This window comes from Nicoletella semolina (assembly GCF_004345745.1).
Classification (GTDB): domain Bacteria; phylum Pseudomonadota; class Gammaproteobacteria; order Enterobacterales; family Pasteurellaceae; genus Nicoletella; species Nicoletella semolina.
The window spans coordinates 87,600-103,887 of record NZ_SLXJ01000004.1 but is presented as its reverse complement, the minus strand read 5'-3'; the positions used below and the strand labels follow the sequence as shown (position 1 = coordinate 103,887).

15 protein-coding genes are annotated in these 16,288 nt (G+C 38.3%); 2 read left to right on the top strand and 13 right to left on the bottom strand.

Going from position 1 to position 16,288, the window contains the following annotated elements; genetic code table 11:
• Nucleotides 1-126: 126 nt before the first annotated feature.
• The gene (locus tag EV693_RS04035) at nucleotides 127-2,520 is read left to right on the top strand and encodes a sialidase family protein (protein ID WP_132501098.1); all 2,394 of its coding nucleotides are present in this window, start codon (nucleotides 127-129) and stop codon (nucleotides 2,518-2,520) included.
• Nucleotides 2,521-2,660: 140 nt separating this feature from the next.
• On the opposite strand, the gene gap is transcribed toward EV693_RS04035, so the two are convergent.
• The 13 genes from gap to yhbY all read right to left on the bottom strand — a co-directional run bounded on the left by gap (nucleotide 2,661) and on the right by yhbY (nucleotide 15,327).
• Nucleotides 2,661-3,665, bottom strand: a complete 1,005-nt coding sequence (gene gap / locus EV693_RS04030; protein WP_132501097.1) for a type I glyceraldehyde-3-phosphate dehydrogenase — start codon at nucleotides 3,663-3,665, stop codon at nucleotides 2,661-2,663.
• 148 nt (nucleotides 3,666-3,813) lie between these two features.
• Nucleotides 3,814-4,608 carry an acyl-ACP--UDP-N-acetylglucosamine O-acyltransferase gene (gene lpxA, locus EV693_RS04025; protein ID WP_132501096.1) on the bottom strand — a complete coding sequence of 265 codons (795 nt, stop codon included), beginning with the start codon at nucleotides 4,606-4,608 and terminating at the stop codon, nucleotides 3,814-3,816.
• Nucleotides 4,609-4,632: 24 nt separating this feature from the next.
• Nucleotides 4,633-5,094 carry a 3-hydroxyacyl-ACP dehydratase FabZ gene (fabZ, locus tag EV693_RS04020; protein ID WP_132501141.1) on the bottom strand — a complete coding sequence of 154 codons (462 nt, stop codon included), beginning with the start codon at nucleotides 5,092-5,094 and terminating at the stop codon, nucleotides 4,633-4,635.
• A gap of 65 nt (nucleotides 5,095-5,159) precedes the next feature.
• Nucleotides 5,160-6,182, bottom strand: coding sequence for a UDP-3-O-(3-hydroxymyristoyl)glucosamine N-acyltransferase (lpxD, locus tag EV693_RS04015; RefSeq protein WP_132501095.1), 1,023 nt, complete (start codon nucleotides 6,180-6,182; stop codon nucleotides 5,160-5,162).
• A gap of 3 nt (nucleotides 6,183-6,185) precedes the next feature.
• Entirely contained in the window at nucleotides 6,186-6,854 is a 669-nt protein-coding gene (locus EV693_RS04010) for an OmpH/Skp family outer membrane protein (protein ID WP_132501094.1), read from the bottom strand.
• A gap of 84 nt (nucleotides 6,855-6,938) precedes the next feature.
• Nucleotides 6,939-9,344 carry an outer membrane protein assembly factor BamA gene (gene bamA / locus EV693_RS04005; protein ID WP_132501093.1) on the bottom strand — a complete coding sequence of 802 codons (2,406 nt, stop codon included), beginning with the start codon at nucleotides 9,342-9,344 and terminating at the stop codon, nucleotides 6,939-6,941.
• Nucleotides 9,345-9,396: 52 nt separating this feature from the next.
• The gene (rseP, locus tag EV693_RS04000; RefSeq protein WP_132501140.1) at nucleotides 9,397-10,713 is read right to left on the bottom strand and encodes an RIP metalloprotease RseP; all 1,317 of its coding nucleotides are present in this window, start codon (nucleotides 10,711-10,713) and stop codon (nucleotides 9,397-9,399) included.
• Between the two features lie 19 nt (nucleotides 10,714-10,732).
• Nucleotides 10,733-11,602 carry a phosphatidate cytidylyltransferase gene (locus tag EV693_RS03995; RefSeq protein WP_132501092.1) on the bottom strand — a complete coding sequence of 290 codons (870 nt, stop codon included), beginning with the start codon at nucleotides 11,600-11,602 and terminating at the stop codon, nucleotides 10,733-10,735.
• Nucleotides 11,603-11,633: 31 nt separating this feature from the next.
• On the bottom strand, nucleotides 11,634-12,347 hold the full coding sequence (gene uppS, locus EV693_RS03990; RefSeq protein ID WP_132501091.1) for a polyprenyl diphosphate synthase: 714 nt from the start codon (nucleotides 12,345-12,347) through the stop codon (nucleotides 11,634-11,636).
• Nucleotides 12,348-12,434: 87 nt separating this feature from the next.
• A complete protein-coding gene (gene gloB, locus EV693_RS03985; protein WP_132501090.1) occupies nucleotides 12,435-13,139 on the bottom strand; it encodes a hydroxyacylglutathione hydrolase in 705 nt (234 codons plus the stop codon).
• Between the two features lie 62 nt (nucleotides 13,140-13,201).
• The gene (nagK, locus tag EV693_RS03980; protein WP_132501089.1) at nucleotides 13,202-14,119 is read right to left on the bottom strand and encodes an N-acetylglucosamine kinase; all 918 of its coding nucleotides are present in this window, start codon (nucleotides 14,117-14,119) and stop codon (nucleotides 13,202-13,204) included.
• Nucleotides 14,120-14,142: 23 nt separating this feature from the next.
• The gene (locus EV693_RS03975) at nucleotides 14,143-14,856 is read right to left on the bottom strand and encodes a phosphatase PAP2 family protein (protein ID WP_132501139.1); all 714 of its coding nucleotides are present in this window, start codon (nucleotides 14,854-14,856) and stop codon (nucleotides 14,143-14,145) included.
• Nucleotides 14,857-15,012: 156 nt separating this feature from the next.
• Nucleotides 15,013-15,327, bottom strand: a complete 315-nt coding sequence (yhbY, locus tag EV693_RS03970; RefSeq protein ID WP_132501088.1) for a ribosome assembly RNA-binding protein YhbY — start codon at nucleotides 15,325-15,327, stop codon at nucleotides 15,013-15,015.
• 124 nt (nucleotides 15,328-15,451) lie between these two features.
• Here yhbY and EV693_RS03965 point away from each other — a divergent pair, with 124 nt between their 5' ends.
• The gene (locus EV693_RS03965) at nucleotides 15,452-16,213 is read left to right on the top strand and encodes a glycosyltransferase family 2 protein (protein WP_132501087.1); all 762 of its coding nucleotides are present in this window, start codon (nucleotides 15,452-15,454) and stop codon (nucleotides 16,211-16,213) included.
• The last annotated feature ends 75 nt before the right edge of the window (nucleotides 16,214-16,288 follow it).

Below are 16,288 nucleotides of genomic sequence, written 5' to 3'. Positions count from 1 at the left end.
TAAGGATTAGTTGATTTTACCAACTAATCCTTTTTTGAACCCAATTTATCCCTGCTTTAACTATATGTAGCCGATATATTTAAAGATATTTAGATAAATATTCTCACTCACAATAAGGATATCAATATGAAAAAGCTCAACCCACTTTCACCTTTATCACTACTTTTACTTACCGCCCCCGTCTCTCTTTCTGCTAATACCTTTTGGAAAAGCGATCTTAATGAGAACCTGACAAATATTACCAAACGAGCTGGCTTTGATAACTTTAAGACCAACGTTGAAGGTAAACCTTGGGCAGGTATTGGTCCAAATGGCGAAGCCGCAGGCACTGCACCACTCTATTATAGCCGAGTCCCTGGAATGGCAATTACCGATGATAATAAAATGGTTGTGATGTTTGACTTACGCTGGAATCACGCTGGTGATGAAGGACGTATTGATCCTGGTGTCGCCGTGTCTGTCGATGGTGGACACACTTGGGAACGAAAAACCGCTTGGGAATTTGAAAATTCTAAAATGCCAACTCGCCGCACAATGGGAGCAACGGTTTTATATAACAGCATTGATAACAGCCTCTATACAATGTATGGATCTTGGGCTGGTGGGCATAAAAACTGGGATAGAGATCGTATTAATTATTTCAATAATAATATTTGGTCTGCATTGATAAGAAAATCGACTGATGGTGGTTTAACTTGGGAAAAGCATTCTGAATATAGCAAAACACAAAATCTTTCTGTATTCTCAAAGGTGAAAAGACAAGGATCTCCAACGATTGGCTTTTTAGGTGGTATTGGATCAGGCATTGTTATGCGTGATGGCACTTTAGTCTTTCCAATCCAAACAGTGCATTATAATGGGATTGCAACAACGATAATGTATTCTAAGGATAACGGTAAAACTTGGGATATGCCGACAATCGATAATGCGTTAGCACCAAACCCTAGCTCAGTTGAAGCTATGGTGTTTGAGATTGATGACAAATTGGTGATGACTGGACGAGAAGATAATCAATCTAAGGCGAGATGGGCCTATTATAGCCAAGACCTTGGTAAAACGTGGAAGGTGTACGAACCTGTCAATAATTTTAGTACAACGACCGCCGCTCCTTCTCAAGGCTCATCAATTTATGTTACTTTAAAAAATGGTCGCCGAGTGTTGCTTGTTTCCAAACCAAATGGTAATGGTAACGACGGATATGCAAGAGGAAATCTTTCTCTTTGGATGTTAGATGCAAGAGACCCAAATCACAAACATCAGGTTGCCATTATTCGTCCAGATTCTGGTAATAAGGCTGGTGCAGGTTATTCTTCTCTTGCCTATAAAGAAGGGAACCTATTTATCGCATTTGAAGACGATGGTGATATTACAGTAAAAAATTTAACCGAATATATGGATATTATTCAAAGTAAAGCTCTTGAATGGAACTTACCAGATGAAATCCAAACCGAAGTAGACAATATCAACCGACTCGCTCACTTAAATCAAGGACAAAAAGACGAACTTATCGCTAAAATGCAAAGAGCCAATGATTATGCAGTGGTACAATCTATTGCAATAAATCAGGCAATGTCTACATTAAAAGATGAAAATTTTGATCTTTATCTCCAATCTCGAGAAATCGCAAAAGCCTTACCTTCCAAACAAAATCTATTCAAGGCTCTTTTTGCTGAAATAAACGAAGTAACCCAAAAAGAGAGCAAAACCTATTTAGATTACAATGCGATACGTTCACTCTCTGATGATCTAAATACTCGTTTTTTTGCTTTGAGTAATGCAAAATTAGATTTCTCACAATATCTTGAACGTGCAGAAAAATTGCAAGCCTATAACACGGATATCCTCTACCACTCGTTTGATAATTTCTTTATTCATCATAGCCTAGGTTCAAAAAACAATCGTTCAGCAATTGGGCTTAGCTCTCGTATGAGCCACAATTTACAAGCAGGCTGGTTCTTTGAATATAACAATAAGACCAATGATAGTTATCACTTTGGTGCGAGGGCAAAATACGCAAACAATCAGCACCAAGTTTCAGGTTTTGTTCGCTACCGTACCGTCAAACACGAGGGATTTTTAGAACGTAATAAAAATGCCGATGTTTACCTAAACTATGTTTATCATTTCCCAATTGACCAACAATTAACCTTAAGCCCATCATTAGGAGCTTATATTTCTCACGCTTACAATAGCTTAATTGATGAAGACGTATTAATTGATAAACATCTCTCTTATGTGAGTGATATTGGGCTAAATATTAGCTATCAGCTAGGAAATTTAAATGCACATATTAGACCTAATGTAGCCTTTGCCAAAAGCAATACTGTACTTACACAGTCTAACGATCAACATAACCGCTATGAGCTGCAAAATAAAACCCAAGCGATCTATTCAGTTAGCACAGGTATTGAAAAACAATTCACTAATGGTTTAACTGTTGGTACAGAGATGAAACTCCAAAAATACGGTTCAAAACCATCAAAAGCGAATGTTGGTCTAAATATTAGTTACAAATGGTAAAAAACTAAGAGGACAATGAATTAAAATGCAAGTGGCAAGATTAACTTGCCACTTTTGTATAAATATTCAAATAGAAATAGGATATAGAAACGGCACCTAAACTATCCAAGATGTTAGGTGCCGTTGTATTTAATCTAAAACTAAGCTTTGTAATTATGAACTAATGCAACTAAGTCCAATACTTTATTTGAGTAGCCAGTTTCGTTATCGTACCAAGAGACTAATTTAACGAAAGTATCAGTTAATGCGATACCTGCTGCTGCATCAAAAATAGAGGTTTCGGTTTCGCCATTGAAATCTGTTGAGACAACAGCATCTTCCGTATAGCCCAAAATACCCTTCATTTCATTTTCAGAAGCACGTTTAATTTCTGCACAGATTTCAGCATAAGTTGCTGGTTTTTCAAGATTTACGGTTAAATCAACAACAGAGACGTTTGCTGTTGGAACACGGAATGCCATACCAGTTAATTTACCGTTTAATGCTGGCAACACTTTACCTACCGCTTTTGCTGCCCCTGTTGATGACGGAATGATGTTTTGTGCTGCACCACGACCACCACGCCAGTCTTTTGCAGATGGACCATCTACTGTTTTTTGCGTTGCTGTTGTTGCGTGAACAGTTGTCATTAGACCATCTTTAATTCCAAATTTTTCGTGGATTACTTTTGCTAATGGTGCCAAACAGTTTGTAGTACAAGATGCGTTAGAAACAATATCTTGTCCTGCATAAGCATCAAAGTTTACACCGTTTACAAACATTGGAGTGTTGTCTTTAGATGGACCAGTTAAAACTACTTTCTTCGCACCTGCAGTGATATGCTTACGAGCTGTTTCATCATCTAAGAATAAACCTGTTGCTTCAACGGCAACATCTACACCAATTTCATTCCATTTTAAATTTGCTGGATCACGCTCAGAAGTAACACGGATTGTTTTACCGTTCACAACTAATTGTCCGTCTTTCACTTCTACCGTGCCGTTAAAACGACCGTGTGTTGAATCATATTTAAGCATATACGCCATATAATCCACATCAATTAGGTCATTAATACCGACTACCTCAACGTCATCACGTTGTTGTGCTGCACGGAATACGATACGACCGATACGACCAAAGCCGTTAATACCAATTTTAATTGCCATAAGATTTTACCTATATTAAAAGTTAAACGAAATTTTTTCTTTATATAAAATGCATAAAAGCTTCGGAGATTATACCACAATCTTCTCTTAACACAAATTACACCAAAGCGAATAAGCGGTACGTTTTTACAAAATATTTGCAACAAGATTAACGAATAATGCCTCGAGTTGAACGCTTAAAGAAGTCTAAAAAGAGACTAATCGCTGCTTCTGTTTTTGCATAATGTTCAATTTCTGGGATCACTTCTTCCAATGTTTTGCCACTACGATAAATTAATTTATATACGTTGCGAATGGCGTGCATTGTTGCCTTTTCAAACCCTCGACGCTTTAACCCTTCAAGATTAACGCCAAATGGTTGAGCGTGATTACCTTGTGCCATCACATATGGAGGTACATCTTGACTAACCATTGAGCCGCCACCAAGCATAACGTGTGCTCCAACGATAACAAATTGGTGAATTGCCGACATTCCACCCACAATCACGAAGTCATCTAGAGTAACGTGCCCTGCAAGCGTCCCATTATTTGCGATAATACAACGATTACCAATGTTACAATCGTGTGCAATGTGAGTGTTAATCATAAACAAATTATCATCACCTACTTTTGTTACGCCCCCACCTTGGATTGTACCACGATGAATAGTTACGCTTTCTCGAATACGATTACGGTCGCCAATGATGGTTTTAGTACTTTCACCTCGATATTTTAAATCTTGATTTATTTCACCAATACTGGCAAATTGGAAAATTTCATTCTCCTTACCAATTTCTGTATCGCCTTGAATCACAACGTGTGAATGAAGTTTTGTACCTTTACCTATTTTGACGTCTTTTCCAATGACACAAAATGGTCCAATCTCAACATCAGCACCAATTACCGCACCTTGCTCAACAACAGATAATGGGCTAATTTTTGCTGAAGAATTTATATATTGCATAAGATTACCCTTCTATGTTAAGAATTATTTACGTGCACACATTAAATCAGCTTCACACACTACCTTGCCATCTACAAATGCTTTGCCTGTAAAAAGACTAATTCCACGGCGTTCTTTTAAAAAATTCACTTCAATCAACATTTGATCACCTGGTACAACAGGGCGTTTAAAACGTGCATTATCAATTGAGGCAAAATAGTAAAGTTCATCTTCTTTCAACTTGCCGTAGCTTTTCACTGCCAGCACGCCTGTCGCTTGTGCCATTGCCTCTAGAATAAAAACACCTGGAAAAACAGGCTCTCCTGGGAAATGCCCCGTAAAGCAAGGCTCATTCACACTGACATTTTTAACCGCTTTTAGCCATTTACCTTCTTCAAAATCAATCACTCGATCCACTAATAGGAATGGATAACGATGAGGAAGAATTTGCATAATTTCCGTCACTTCAATAATTCGAGCTTCTCTACTTTCTACTGGCTGTTCCATTTGAGTTGATTGTTCCATTGTTAAAATTTAAACCTCTTTAATAATTACAAAATTTTTTAGTGCTATTATTCGGCTAAACGCTTTTCTACCGCTTTTAAACGCTTATTCATTTCATCAATATTCATTGTCAGTGCTGCGGTTTTACGCCATTCTTTATTCGTTTGAAGTGGAATACCAGAAGAGTAAATTCCTTTTTCAGTAATCGGTCGCATTACCATTCCCATACCCGTAATGATCGCCCCATCACAAATTTCCATATGTCCATTGATAACACTCGCTCCACCAATTTGACAAAATCGTCCGACTTTTAGACTACCTGCCATAATTACGCCGCCTGCAACTGCGGTGCCAAAACCAATATGCACGTTGTGTGCAATTTGGCATAGATTATCAATAATTACATTATCTTCAATGATAGTAGGATCTAATGCACCGCTATCAATACAAGTACAAGCACCGATTTCGACATTATTGCCAATAATGACGCCACCTGTTTGGGGAATTTTAATCCATTTTCCTTTTTGATTAGCATAACCAAAACCATCACTACCGATCACAGTTGAAGATTGAATTAAACAATCTGAACCAATCTGAACATTATGATAGACTGTTACATTCGCCCAGAGCTGAGTACGCACATTAATTTTGCTATTTTTACCGACAAAGCAACCAGCACCAATCACAACGCCATCACCTAATTCTACTCCACTTTCAATCACTGCATTTGCACCAATAGCAACATTGTTACCTAACTTCGCAGTAGGTGAAATAACAGCACTTGGTGCAATATTTTCAGCTGCTTTAGGGGTGGTATCCATATACTGAGCTAATAGTGCATAAGCAATATAGGGCTGTTCCACAACAATCAAATTTTGAGAAGATGCACAAAATTCAACATCGTTTGGACTTACAATCAATGCCCCTGCCTGACTATTGACCAATTGTGAACGATATTTTGGATTGGAGATAAAACTAATTTGTGTAGAATTAGCTTTATCCAATGGAGCAATACTAGAAATAACTAAATCAGCGTTTCCCCGAAGAGAACCGCTGACTTGCTCCGCTAATTCAATTAAACGGAATGCCATAAATTATTTTGCCGCTGGTTTTGGTGTGTTCTTTTTGATTGTATCAAACACGACTTGAGTTAAATCATTTGCATCATTTTTAGTATAAATGACCGCTGATGAATCAATTACTAAGCTAAAGCCTTTCGCTTTAGCTGTGTCTTGAATAATTGTTTCCATTTCCCCCACGATGCTTTTTTGAATGTTTGCACGCTTTTCATCAAATTCACGTTGAACATTCGCAAATGTTTGCTGAAATTGTGCCACTTTTTGTCTAAAAGCTTCTTCACGTTTTTGAAATGCATCTACTTTTTTCTGGAAAGCTTGACCTTCCGCATTCAACGCATCTTGACGCTTTTTAATATCCGCACTACGCATTCTCGGTGCTTCTTTTTCCAAAGCTTCTATTTTTTTCTGCAATGAAGCAGTTAATACTTTCTCTTCTTCTTGCAATTTTTTTGCTTCTTCAGTCAGTTTTTTTTCTTCTTCTGCTAATTTTTTGTCTTCTTCAGCCAATTTTGCTTCTTGTGCCTTAGTTTCTTTCACAAAATCAGAATTTGGGTCAGTTAAAAGTGGGTGGTTTTGCATCAGATAATTTGGATTAACATAGGCAATCGTTTCTTCTGCCATGGCTACATTGCTGCTTAATAAAAATGCACTAGTTAAAGCCGCTAATTTAAATACTTTTTTCATTAAAATTCCTTTTAGTTTGTGTTGTATATTGAGAGAAAGTGTGAAATTTTGCAAATATTTCACAAAATCTCACCGCTTCTTCTACTAGAATGAGCCGCCAATACTGAATTGAAACTGCTCAATCTGGTCTTTTTCATATTTTTTAATTGGTTTTGCATAAGAGAAAACAAGTGGTCCAATCGGAGAATTCCATTGGAAAGCCACACCAGCGGAGGCTCTTACACGCTTATAATCTTTATAATTTTCTAAAGAGCTATAATCATACTGCGTATTATTTAAGATTGGTTTACTATTCCACTTTGTATCCCACACACTCGCCGCATCAACAAATAATGAGGTTCTGACATTGTGTTGAGATTTTTCGCTGACAAATGGCGTTGGCGTGATAAATTCAAGTGTTGCGGAGGCAATTGCGTTCCCACCCACAACATCACCGCTCATAGCATCAAATTTACCTGATTTTTCACCTAAATAAATTGCCTTCGGTCCAATAGCTCCATAAGCAAAACCTCGCAATGTGCCGATACCGCCAGCAGCATAAGTCTGATAGAACGGTAATGCTTTGCCGCTTAATCCATTAGCATAAGCTAAAGACACTTTCGAACCAATTACCCATTTATGTTCACGGTTTAATGGGAAATAATTTCGAAAATCTGCACTTATTTTGTAATAGCGATTATCTGAACCAGGTAAGGTAATTTTTGCTCCGATATTTGCACTCGACCCTTTAGTTGGCAAGAACCCACGATTTAAACTACTGTAATTCCAACCAAATGAAGTATCAAAATCATTAGTTTTGATTTTACTATAAAGATGACTTTTCTGCTCAATTGGGATATTAAGTGATTTAACGTATATCTCACGATTAAATTCACGAGGTGCATTTTTAATCGTATCGTGCGTATAGCCCGAGCTCAAATAATAGGAATTATTTTCATCAACTGGAAAACCAAGTGTTGAATTAAGTCCATAAGTACGGCGTTGATAACTCGCAGACTGCTTATTTTTAGAACTGTTATAGTCCTCGTAGAACACATTACCACCAAGACTAACGCCATCTTTTGTAAAATACGGCTCGGTATAGCCTAAATTAAGGTTGGTACCGTAATCATTACGTGCACCATTCAAGCTAATGCTCGACCCCATACCAAGGAAATTATCCTGTCTAATTCCTGCTTGGTAACTAAATCCATTACCCGTACCATACCCAATACCAAAATTAATACTTCCCGTATTTCGCTCTCTAATTTTATAAAGAATATCAACTTGATCTACCGTATTTGGTACAACAGGATAACTCATTTCAACAGCATCGTAGAAACCTGTTCGCTCTAGACGGACCTTACCCAATTCGGCTGCGGTGGTTGATAGCCAAGCCCCTTCTTGCTGACGCATTTCACGGCGTAGCGTAGAGTCTGCGGTAACATCATTGCCCTCAAAATTAATTTTTCTCACATAAGCTCGAACACCCGCCTCAACCACAAAGTTAATACGTACAGTATGGTTATCATCGTCAAAAGTAGGGTGAATATTCACTTGTGCAGTCGCAAAGCCGTGTTCCCCTAAAACTTGCTTAATACCATTTTCAATTGCAACTAAATCATCTCGGCGGAAAAGCTGACCTGCTTTAAAATCTTTTAAATGTTTATTCAGTTCTTTGTCAAGCTTCGCTGTATCACCTACTATACGGATATCACTAATACTGTACTGACTACCCTCATCAATGGCATAAGTCAATGCCACATCTTGTTTAGTCTCAAATTGCACATCAGTTGCTACGAAATTAAATTTAGCATACCCTCGATTCATATAAAAACCACGAAGCGATTCCATATCTTGCTGATACACATTTTGTTCAAATTTACTACTTTCAAAGATGTTCCACCAAGGCACATCAGGCTGAATATCCAACAACTTCATCAATTGTGCTTCTGTAAAATCCTTATTTCCTTTAATCGTAATTTTTTTTACTTTGGCAATTTCACCCTCATTGATTTCTAACTTGATATCAACGCTACCTTCTTTACGAGTTACTTTTGGTGTAATGCTAACATCGTAGCGTCCAATAGCGTGATAATGTTCAACCAATGCATTTTTAAATTGCTCTAATTTAAGCTCATCAAAAACCTCGCCTTTTGTAATTAAATTTGCTTTCAAATTTTCTGTTAGCGGCTCTTTAGGGATTGCTGAATTCCCTTTTATCTCGACGGACTCAATAATAGGCAATGGCACAATTTTAATCACCAATGTATTGCCTTCTCGCACAGCTCGCACATCTTCAAAACGATTCTGCAGAAATAATTGACGAACAACATTTGCAACATCATTGTCGGTTGCTGTTTGTCCAACTTTAATAGGTAAAGTCGAAATCAACGCCTCACTCGAGCTTACTGATGGTATGCCATCGACACGAATATCTTTTACAACAAAAGGAGCAGAAATTGCTACGCCATTTGCCATTAAAAGTGTAGAAAGTAAAAGTTTCTTCATTGGAAAAATCCCATTCATTTGCAAAATAATTGAAAAATCTAGCCGCTTGTTACTAGAAATGTACTAGATCATTAAATAAGGTAAAGACCATCAATCCTAAAACGAAAATTACCCCTAATTTCTGAAACACCATCTGAACTTTTTCAGATAAAGGCTTGCCCTTAATCGCTTGTGCAATGAGTAATATTAATTGTCCGCCATCAAGAGGTAAAATCGGGAAAAGGTTCATTACCGCTAAATTAAGGCTAATCAATGCCATAAAGCCCAGATAATAAACCCAACCAGCCTCAACCGTTATTCCAGCCCCTTTTGCCATTGAAATCGGTCCACCCATATTACTGATTGATAACTCACCAGTAAGCAAATTACCTACAAATTGTAAAATGGTTCTAACTAAGGAGACAACCTTATGTATCGCCTTTTCAAATGCGGTAAGGATATCATACTTTAATTCTGTTCGATACTTATCAGAAAGAGGCTGATATTGAGGCTGGATACCGATTAAATAACGATTTTCTTTCGATGATTTTTCAGGTTGAAGCATAAGCTGATGAACAACATCATCTCGCTTAATCTCCAATGAGATTAGCTGCCCTGTTTTCACTTGTTCAAGCAGCAATAACCAATCAAAATTTCGCCCATTTATCCTCAAAATTTCATCACCCACTTGCACTCCAGCTTTTGCCGCCGCTGAGTCTTCGACTACAACATCTATAATTGGTTCAATACTTACATTTTTAGCTCTAATGCCTAAGCTAGTCAGTGGGTTTTCTTTATAACCGTTCACCTGCCAATTGCTTAAATCCAATGTGAAAGCACGATTTATGTCTTCGCCTACTCGCTTACCCTCCACTGATACACTTTGTGTGCCAATTTTTCCCATCAATGCAAAAGTAACTTCCTCCCAATTAACCACCGCTTGTCCAGCTATTTTCTGAATTTCAAACTCTCTTGGGAGCTTAGCTTGAGCCGCAATAGTATTCGGTATCACATCATCAATCACAGGTTTAACACTTGGTATACCAATATAAAATACTACCCAATAAGCTAAAATTGCAAACAAGAAATTCGCCAAAGGCCCTGCAATCACAATAAAAGCTCGCTGTAATAATGATTTTGACTGTAATGCTTGTGATTCGAGATACTCCGCATTTTCACCATTATACATTTGGACATAACCACCAAGCGGAATAAGTGAAAAGGCAAATTCTGTACCGTACTGATCCGTTTTCTTCCAAAGCACTTTTCCAAAACCAATTGAGAAACGCCTAACTCTTACACCACACGAACGTGCTGCCCAAAAATGTCCATATTCGTGAACAAAGACAAGTACACAAATTAAGGTAAAAAATGCAAGAATTGAAGTCATCATTTAGCTCATCAATCGTTTATAAGAAAAAGAAAAAACCTGTGGTAAATACAGGCACTGCAGCTGTCAAACTATCAATACGATCCAAAATACCACCGTGTCCAGAAATTAGATTACTACTGTCTTTTATACCCGCCTGACGTTTAAACATACTTTCAGTCAAATCCCCCAAGATAGAAGCTGAAACCGTCAATGTAGACAACAACATAAAAGGGAGTATTCCTATTTTTCGTCCAAAAATATGCTCAGGCGAAACCTGTAAAAAAATAACTGCTATCAAAATAGCGACAAGAACGCCACCAATCGCCCCTTCTAACGATTTATTAGGGGAAACATTCACGGCTAATTTGCGTTTACCAATAGCTCGACCAATAAAATACGCCCCCGAGTCTGCCCCCCATACTAATAAGAAAACATACAGCAACAAGTAAGTGCCTTGCAGCGAATTAAACGGATATTGATAAAAACGTAAAGCCAAAACACTAATCAAAAAAGGAAGCAACGTTACCACTCCAAAAATAAACTTCGCACTGACTGATTTTGTCCAGTAAGAAGCAGATTTAGGATAAGTAGTAACTAAAGCTAACGCAATGATCCACCAAATGCAACCAATAAAAAGCCACGGTGTCGTTTCATCAGTCAGAAAACGAGTGGATTGAATAGAATGCGTCGTTGCCATTATCACTAAAAGCAACAAACTTGCGACAATCAGTGCCACAATAATACGCCCAATAGAGCTTTTAATCCCAGCAAATTGACTCCATTCCCACATTCCCAACACAATGAGCGACGACAAAATCAACGTAAATAGCAAAGGTGGCAGCCAAAAAATAGCCACCATAGCCAAGATAATCATCACAATCGCAGAAAATATCCGTTCTTTTAACATAAATATTGTTCCTTTAATTTTATCCCCAGCTCTAACAGCCGCCAAAACGTCGCTCACGCTGCTGGTAGGCAACAATTGCCTCACTAAAATTAGCTTGATTAAAATCAGGCCAAAGAACAGGAGTGAAAAAAAGCTCCGCATATGCAATTTGCCACAATAAAAAATTACTAATTCGTTGCTCACCGCTAGTACGAATCAGCAAATCTACCTGCGGCTGAGACGCTGTTGATAAATGCTGGGCAAAACGTTCTGGGGTAATGTCAGCAACACTTAACGAACCTTGTTCGACTTGACTTGCTAACTGCCGAGCAGCATTGACAATATCCCAATCACCACCATAATTTGCAGCAATATTTAAAATTAATCCTGAATTGCTCGCTGTTAAGCTCTCAGACTTTTCAATACGACTTTGCAAATCTGTACTAAATGCAGATTTATCGCCGATGATATTCAGTCGAATATTATTTTTATGCAATTTCTTAGACTCAGAATCTAATGCTCGCATAAATAGCGTCATTAACGCAGACACCTCTTCTTTGGGACGACGCCAATTTTCACTACTAAATGCATACAAAGTTAGCACTTTAATACCATATTTTGTTGCAAAATTAACAGCAGAATGTACCGCCCTTACGCCATTTTGATGTCCCCAAATGCGTAATTTCCCTTGCTGCTTTGCCCAACGACCATTACCGTCCATAATAATCGCAACGTGTTGAGGCATATTTTGAAGATCAAAATTCACAGAGACTCTCTTTAAACGCTTAACTTACAGCTGAAATAATTGAGAGCAGATAATACCATAATGAGCCATATTCGGAAATCTTTCAGATTAAAACTCATCTCGCTGCTGACGTAATGCAATAAATTCCGCCAAACTCACCGCTTGCATAAACGGATTTATCTGCTTTTCTAATCCTATTGTAGTTGGCAACGTTGGGCAATTTTCTGCCCGTAGAATATCCACTCGCTCTTGATGCTCTAATAATAGACAACTTGACGGCAACACTTTTAGTGCAAAACGTAAATTATGCTGGGTATATTCGTGAGCAGGATAAACAATTGTCCGATCGTCAAGCTCTCCAAAACGAGCTAATGTCTCAAATTGTGCCACATAATCCCCTGTGAATACTCGTCCACAACCTGCTGAAAACAACGCATCACCACAAAAAAGGTGCTGGTTATCCAACAAATAACTAATATGTCCTGCCGTATGCCCTGCACTTTTTATCACTTTTACAGACAAACCAAACAACGAAAATAGCTGATCAGGTTCAACTTGCTGTGTAATAAACGCCGCTGCTTCTAGCGGTCCATAAACAGGCAGGTCAGGATAATGAGCGATAATATCCGCCACGCCATCTGTATGATCGTGATGATTATGTGTTAGCAAAATAGCGGTTGGTTTTTGTGAATTTTTTGCAAGATACGCCAAGACAGGTTTTGCTTCACTCGGATCAACCACCACCACACCTTGTGGGTGAGAAATGATCCAAATATAATTATCGCTTCGTGCAGGAATAGGAAAAATATACATCTTCGCTCCGTTTGTATTTCGTCATATTTTGTGTTGCCACGGTTTGTACTGCTTAAATATAACTATTTCAAAAATAACGCCGCTGCTCCACGCACACCACCAGAATCACCGTGAATAGCTTTTTTGAATACTGGCACTTTCGCTGTACGCATTAAGTAAGGCGGTAATGCTTTTGGCAAGGCATCATACAAATAATCAAAATTAGACAAACCACCACCAAATACGACCATATCAGGATCCAGAGCCGTAATTAAATTGCCAATGCTTGCTGCCATTAATTCCACAAACATTGCCACGAATTTCACTGTTTTATCCTCATTTTGGTAAAAACGTTTGATAATTTCTTTGGCTGACAGTTCCTCACCCTGTAAATCACGGTACAACATTTCAAAACCACGCCCTGAAAGATAAGTATCTAGGCAAGCTTGATTACCACAACCGCACTGATAAATTGGAGCCTTATCCCAACCGAGCAATTTCAGTGCGTAATAATTAAGCTGTAAATGTCCAACTTCCCCAGCCATACCAATCTGACCAGAATACACTTTACCATCAAATACCAAACCACCACCAAACCCTGTACCTAAAATCAGCCCAAGCACCATTGAGTACTGTTGATTTTCCAAATCCCACGCCTCTGACAATGCAAAACAATTCGCATCATTTTCTGCTCGAATCTCTCGCCCCAAGCGGACGGATAAATCCTCTAAAATTCGCTTGCCATCAGCCACACGAATATTAGTAATTTCTGCAATCCCTGTCTCTTTATGGATAAACCCTGGCACGCCCAGTCCAACCGTGCCTTCTGCACCCAATTTTTCATCAGCACGCCGCACTAAATTTTCCACCGTGTCCAACCACGCCTCATAACTTGTTTGAGGGGTTGGTACACGCTCACTATGGCATTTCTCAAGTTTATCGTTAAACGCCGCTAACTCAATTTTCGTTCCACCAATGTCTATCCCATAAAAATAACGCATTTATCCCCCGCTACTTATAAAAATTAACGCTGTTCTTCACGACTAAAGAAAGAGTAACCTAGATTAAAAATCGGCAATGCTGCGACACGAGGCAGGTACCAAATAAAAAATACTAGATGAAATCCCCACGAAATCAGCGTACTTGCCAACAAATCAATTGGATAATGCATACCTAAACGTAAACGACTAATTAACATTAATCCGCTCCAAACAATTGCAAAAATTTGAGCAAAAACGACCGCTTTCCCACGCAATCCTGCTAAAAATCCCCCAAATAACAACAACCAAGACACCGCAAAAATCGTATGCCCAGATGGAAAAGAATAACCTAATTCCTTTGCTTGATGATGTGCGACAAAATGAGGTAATGGATAATTTTCAATCAACGCTTCTCGCTGCTCTGTTTTCGATAAACGATAAAAAGCCTCGCTTTGATTAATAAAAATCTCACTCACAAAAGGACGAGGCTCTTTAAAAATAGCCTTAGCTCCCTCTTTTATCAATTGCGTGCCAACAACCGAGCTAGCACACATCACTCCAACCAGTAGCCACGAATAATGTTTACGCACCAACCACATAATCCATAGCATAAAGACGACGCAAGTAATCAACGCATAAGGCACCGATCCTGTTTCTGTTAAAATAAATAACCAAAAATCGCCATCAAAATCTTGATAATCAAGTGCTGTCGTCCATTGCCAACTCAATCCCCACGTTGCCAGTGGTATGACTAACATTAATGCACTAAACAGCGTTACTCTCTTTAATCTAGTCTTCTTTAACATTTTTTCTCCATAAAAAACCGCTTGCGTTGTTCAATTTCAATCAACTCAAGCGGTCAAATTTATTCATTTTTTTGCAAGTTTTTTACCATTAAACAGACATTATTGCCTTTAAATAGACTTAACTGTCTTCGGCAAGCTGATCTTTTTTTCCTCACTTTGGCGGTAAAGCACTAAAATATGTCCAATTGTTTGCACCATTGACGCTTTAGTCTCTCGAATAATCGCATCAATAATTAATTGCTTTGTTTCACGCTCCGCACCTGCAATTTTTACTTTAATGAGTTCGTGATGATTGAGAGCGAGATCGATTTCGGCTAATACCCCTTCAGTTAAACCATTTCCACCCAGCATCACCACAGGGTTTAAGTGATGTGCTAAGCCTTTGAGATACTGCTTTTGTTTTGTTGTTAAAATGACTGACATTTAAATTTGCCTTAAAATATAAAAACTTAAATTGTAAAAAACAATGCAGAAAATAGCACAAATGAGGCAATTTTTAAAGTAAGATCTCGCTATTCTCACTGAGCCAAATAAAAAGAGGAAAATTATGCCAACTTTAAGCGTTGCAATGATTGTAAAAAATGAAGCACAAGACCTCGCAGCGTGTCTAGATACCGTGGCAGATTGGGTTGATGAAATTATCATTCTAGATAGCGGCAGCACCGATGAAACAAAACAAATTGCCCTAAGCTATGGTGTAAAATTTTTTGAAAATACCGATTGGCAGGGCTTTGGTAAACAACGACAATTCGCTCAACAATATGTTACAAGCGATTACGTTCTTTGGCTTGATGCTGATGAACGAGTAACACCTGAATTGAAAGATGCAATCCAACAAGCGGTGCGTCGAGACGAAAAAAATGCAGTCTATCAATTGCCTCGTCTAAGTGAGGTTTTTGGGCGGCAGATCCGCCATTCGGGTTGGTACCCAGATTATGTAACACGCCTCTACCGCACTGATTTTGCTCAATATGGTGATGAACTCGTTCACGAAAAAGTACATTATCCGAAGCACGCCAATGTGGTAAAATTAAAAGGCGATTTATTACACTACACTTATAAAGATCTTCATCATTACTTGGTTAAATCCGCCAGCTATGCTAAGGCGTGGGCAATTCAACGAGCAAACAAAGGCAAAAAAGGATCACTTTTACAAGGCATCACCCACGCCATTGCCTGTTTTGTAAAAATGTACTTCCTTAAAGCAGGCTTTTTAGATGGCAAACAAGGACTGCTGCTTGCCATCCTTTCCAGCCACTCTACCTTTATTAAATATGCTGACTTATGGAATCGTACTCGCAACGAGTAGAAAAATGAAAAAACTTAAAAACATAAAGCGAGAATCGTTCATTCTCGCTTTATGTCTTGTTTATCTATCTTGCTA

Coding starts and splice junctions, on each gene's coding strand:
- EV693_RS04010 (WP_132501094.1), bottom strand. CDS start 6,854: ATGAAAAAAGTATTTAAATTAGCGGCTTTAACTAGTGCATTTTTATTA.
- EV693_RS03965 (WP_132501087.1), top strand. CDS start 15,452: ATGCCAACTTTAAGCGTTGCAATGATTGTAAAAAATGAAGCACAAGAC.
- lpxA (WP_132501096.1), bottom strand. CDS start 4,608: ATGCAATATATAAATTCTTCAGCAAAAATTAGCCCATTATCTGTTGTT.
- rseP (WP_132501140.1), bottom strand. CDS start 10,713: ATGACTTCAATTCTTGCATTTTTTACCTTAATTTGTGTACTTGTCTTT.
- EV693_RS03995 (WP_132501092.1), bottom strand. CDS start 11,602: ATGTTAAAAGAACGGATATTTTCTGCGATTGTGATGATTATCTTGGCT.
- lpxD (WP_132501095.1), bottom strand. CDS start 6,182: ATGGCATTCCGTTTAATTGAATTAGCGGAGCAAGTCAGCGGTTCTCTT.
- bamA (WP_132501093.1), bottom strand. CDS start 9,344: ATGAAGAAACTTTTACTTTCTACACTTTTAATGGCAAATGGCGTAGCA.
- gloB (WP_132501090.1), bottom strand. CDS start 13,139: ATGTATATTTTTCCTATTCCTGCACGAAGCGATAATTATATTTGGATC.
- nagK (WP_132501089.1), bottom strand. CDS start 14,119: ATGCGTTATTTTTATGGGATAGACATTGGTGGAACGAAAATTGAGTTA.
- gap (WP_132501097.1), bottom strand. CDS start 3,665: ATGGCAATTAAAATTGGTATTAACGGCTTTGGTCGTATCGGTCGTATC.
- EV693_RS03975 (WP_132501139.1), bottom strand. CDS start 14,856: ATGTTAGTCATACCACTGGCAACGTGGGGATTGAGTTGGCAATGGACG.
- EV693_RS04035 (WP_132501098.1), top strand. CDS start 127: ATGAAAAAGCTCAACCCACTTTCACCTTTATCACTACTTTTACTTACC.
- fabZ (WP_132501141.1), bottom strand. CDS start 5,094: ATGGAACAGCCAGTAGAAAGTAGAGAAGCTCGAATTATTGAAGTGACG.
- yhbY (WP_132501088.1), bottom strand. CDS start 15,327: ATGTCAGTCATTTTAACAACAAAACAAAAGCAGTATCTCAAAGGCTTA.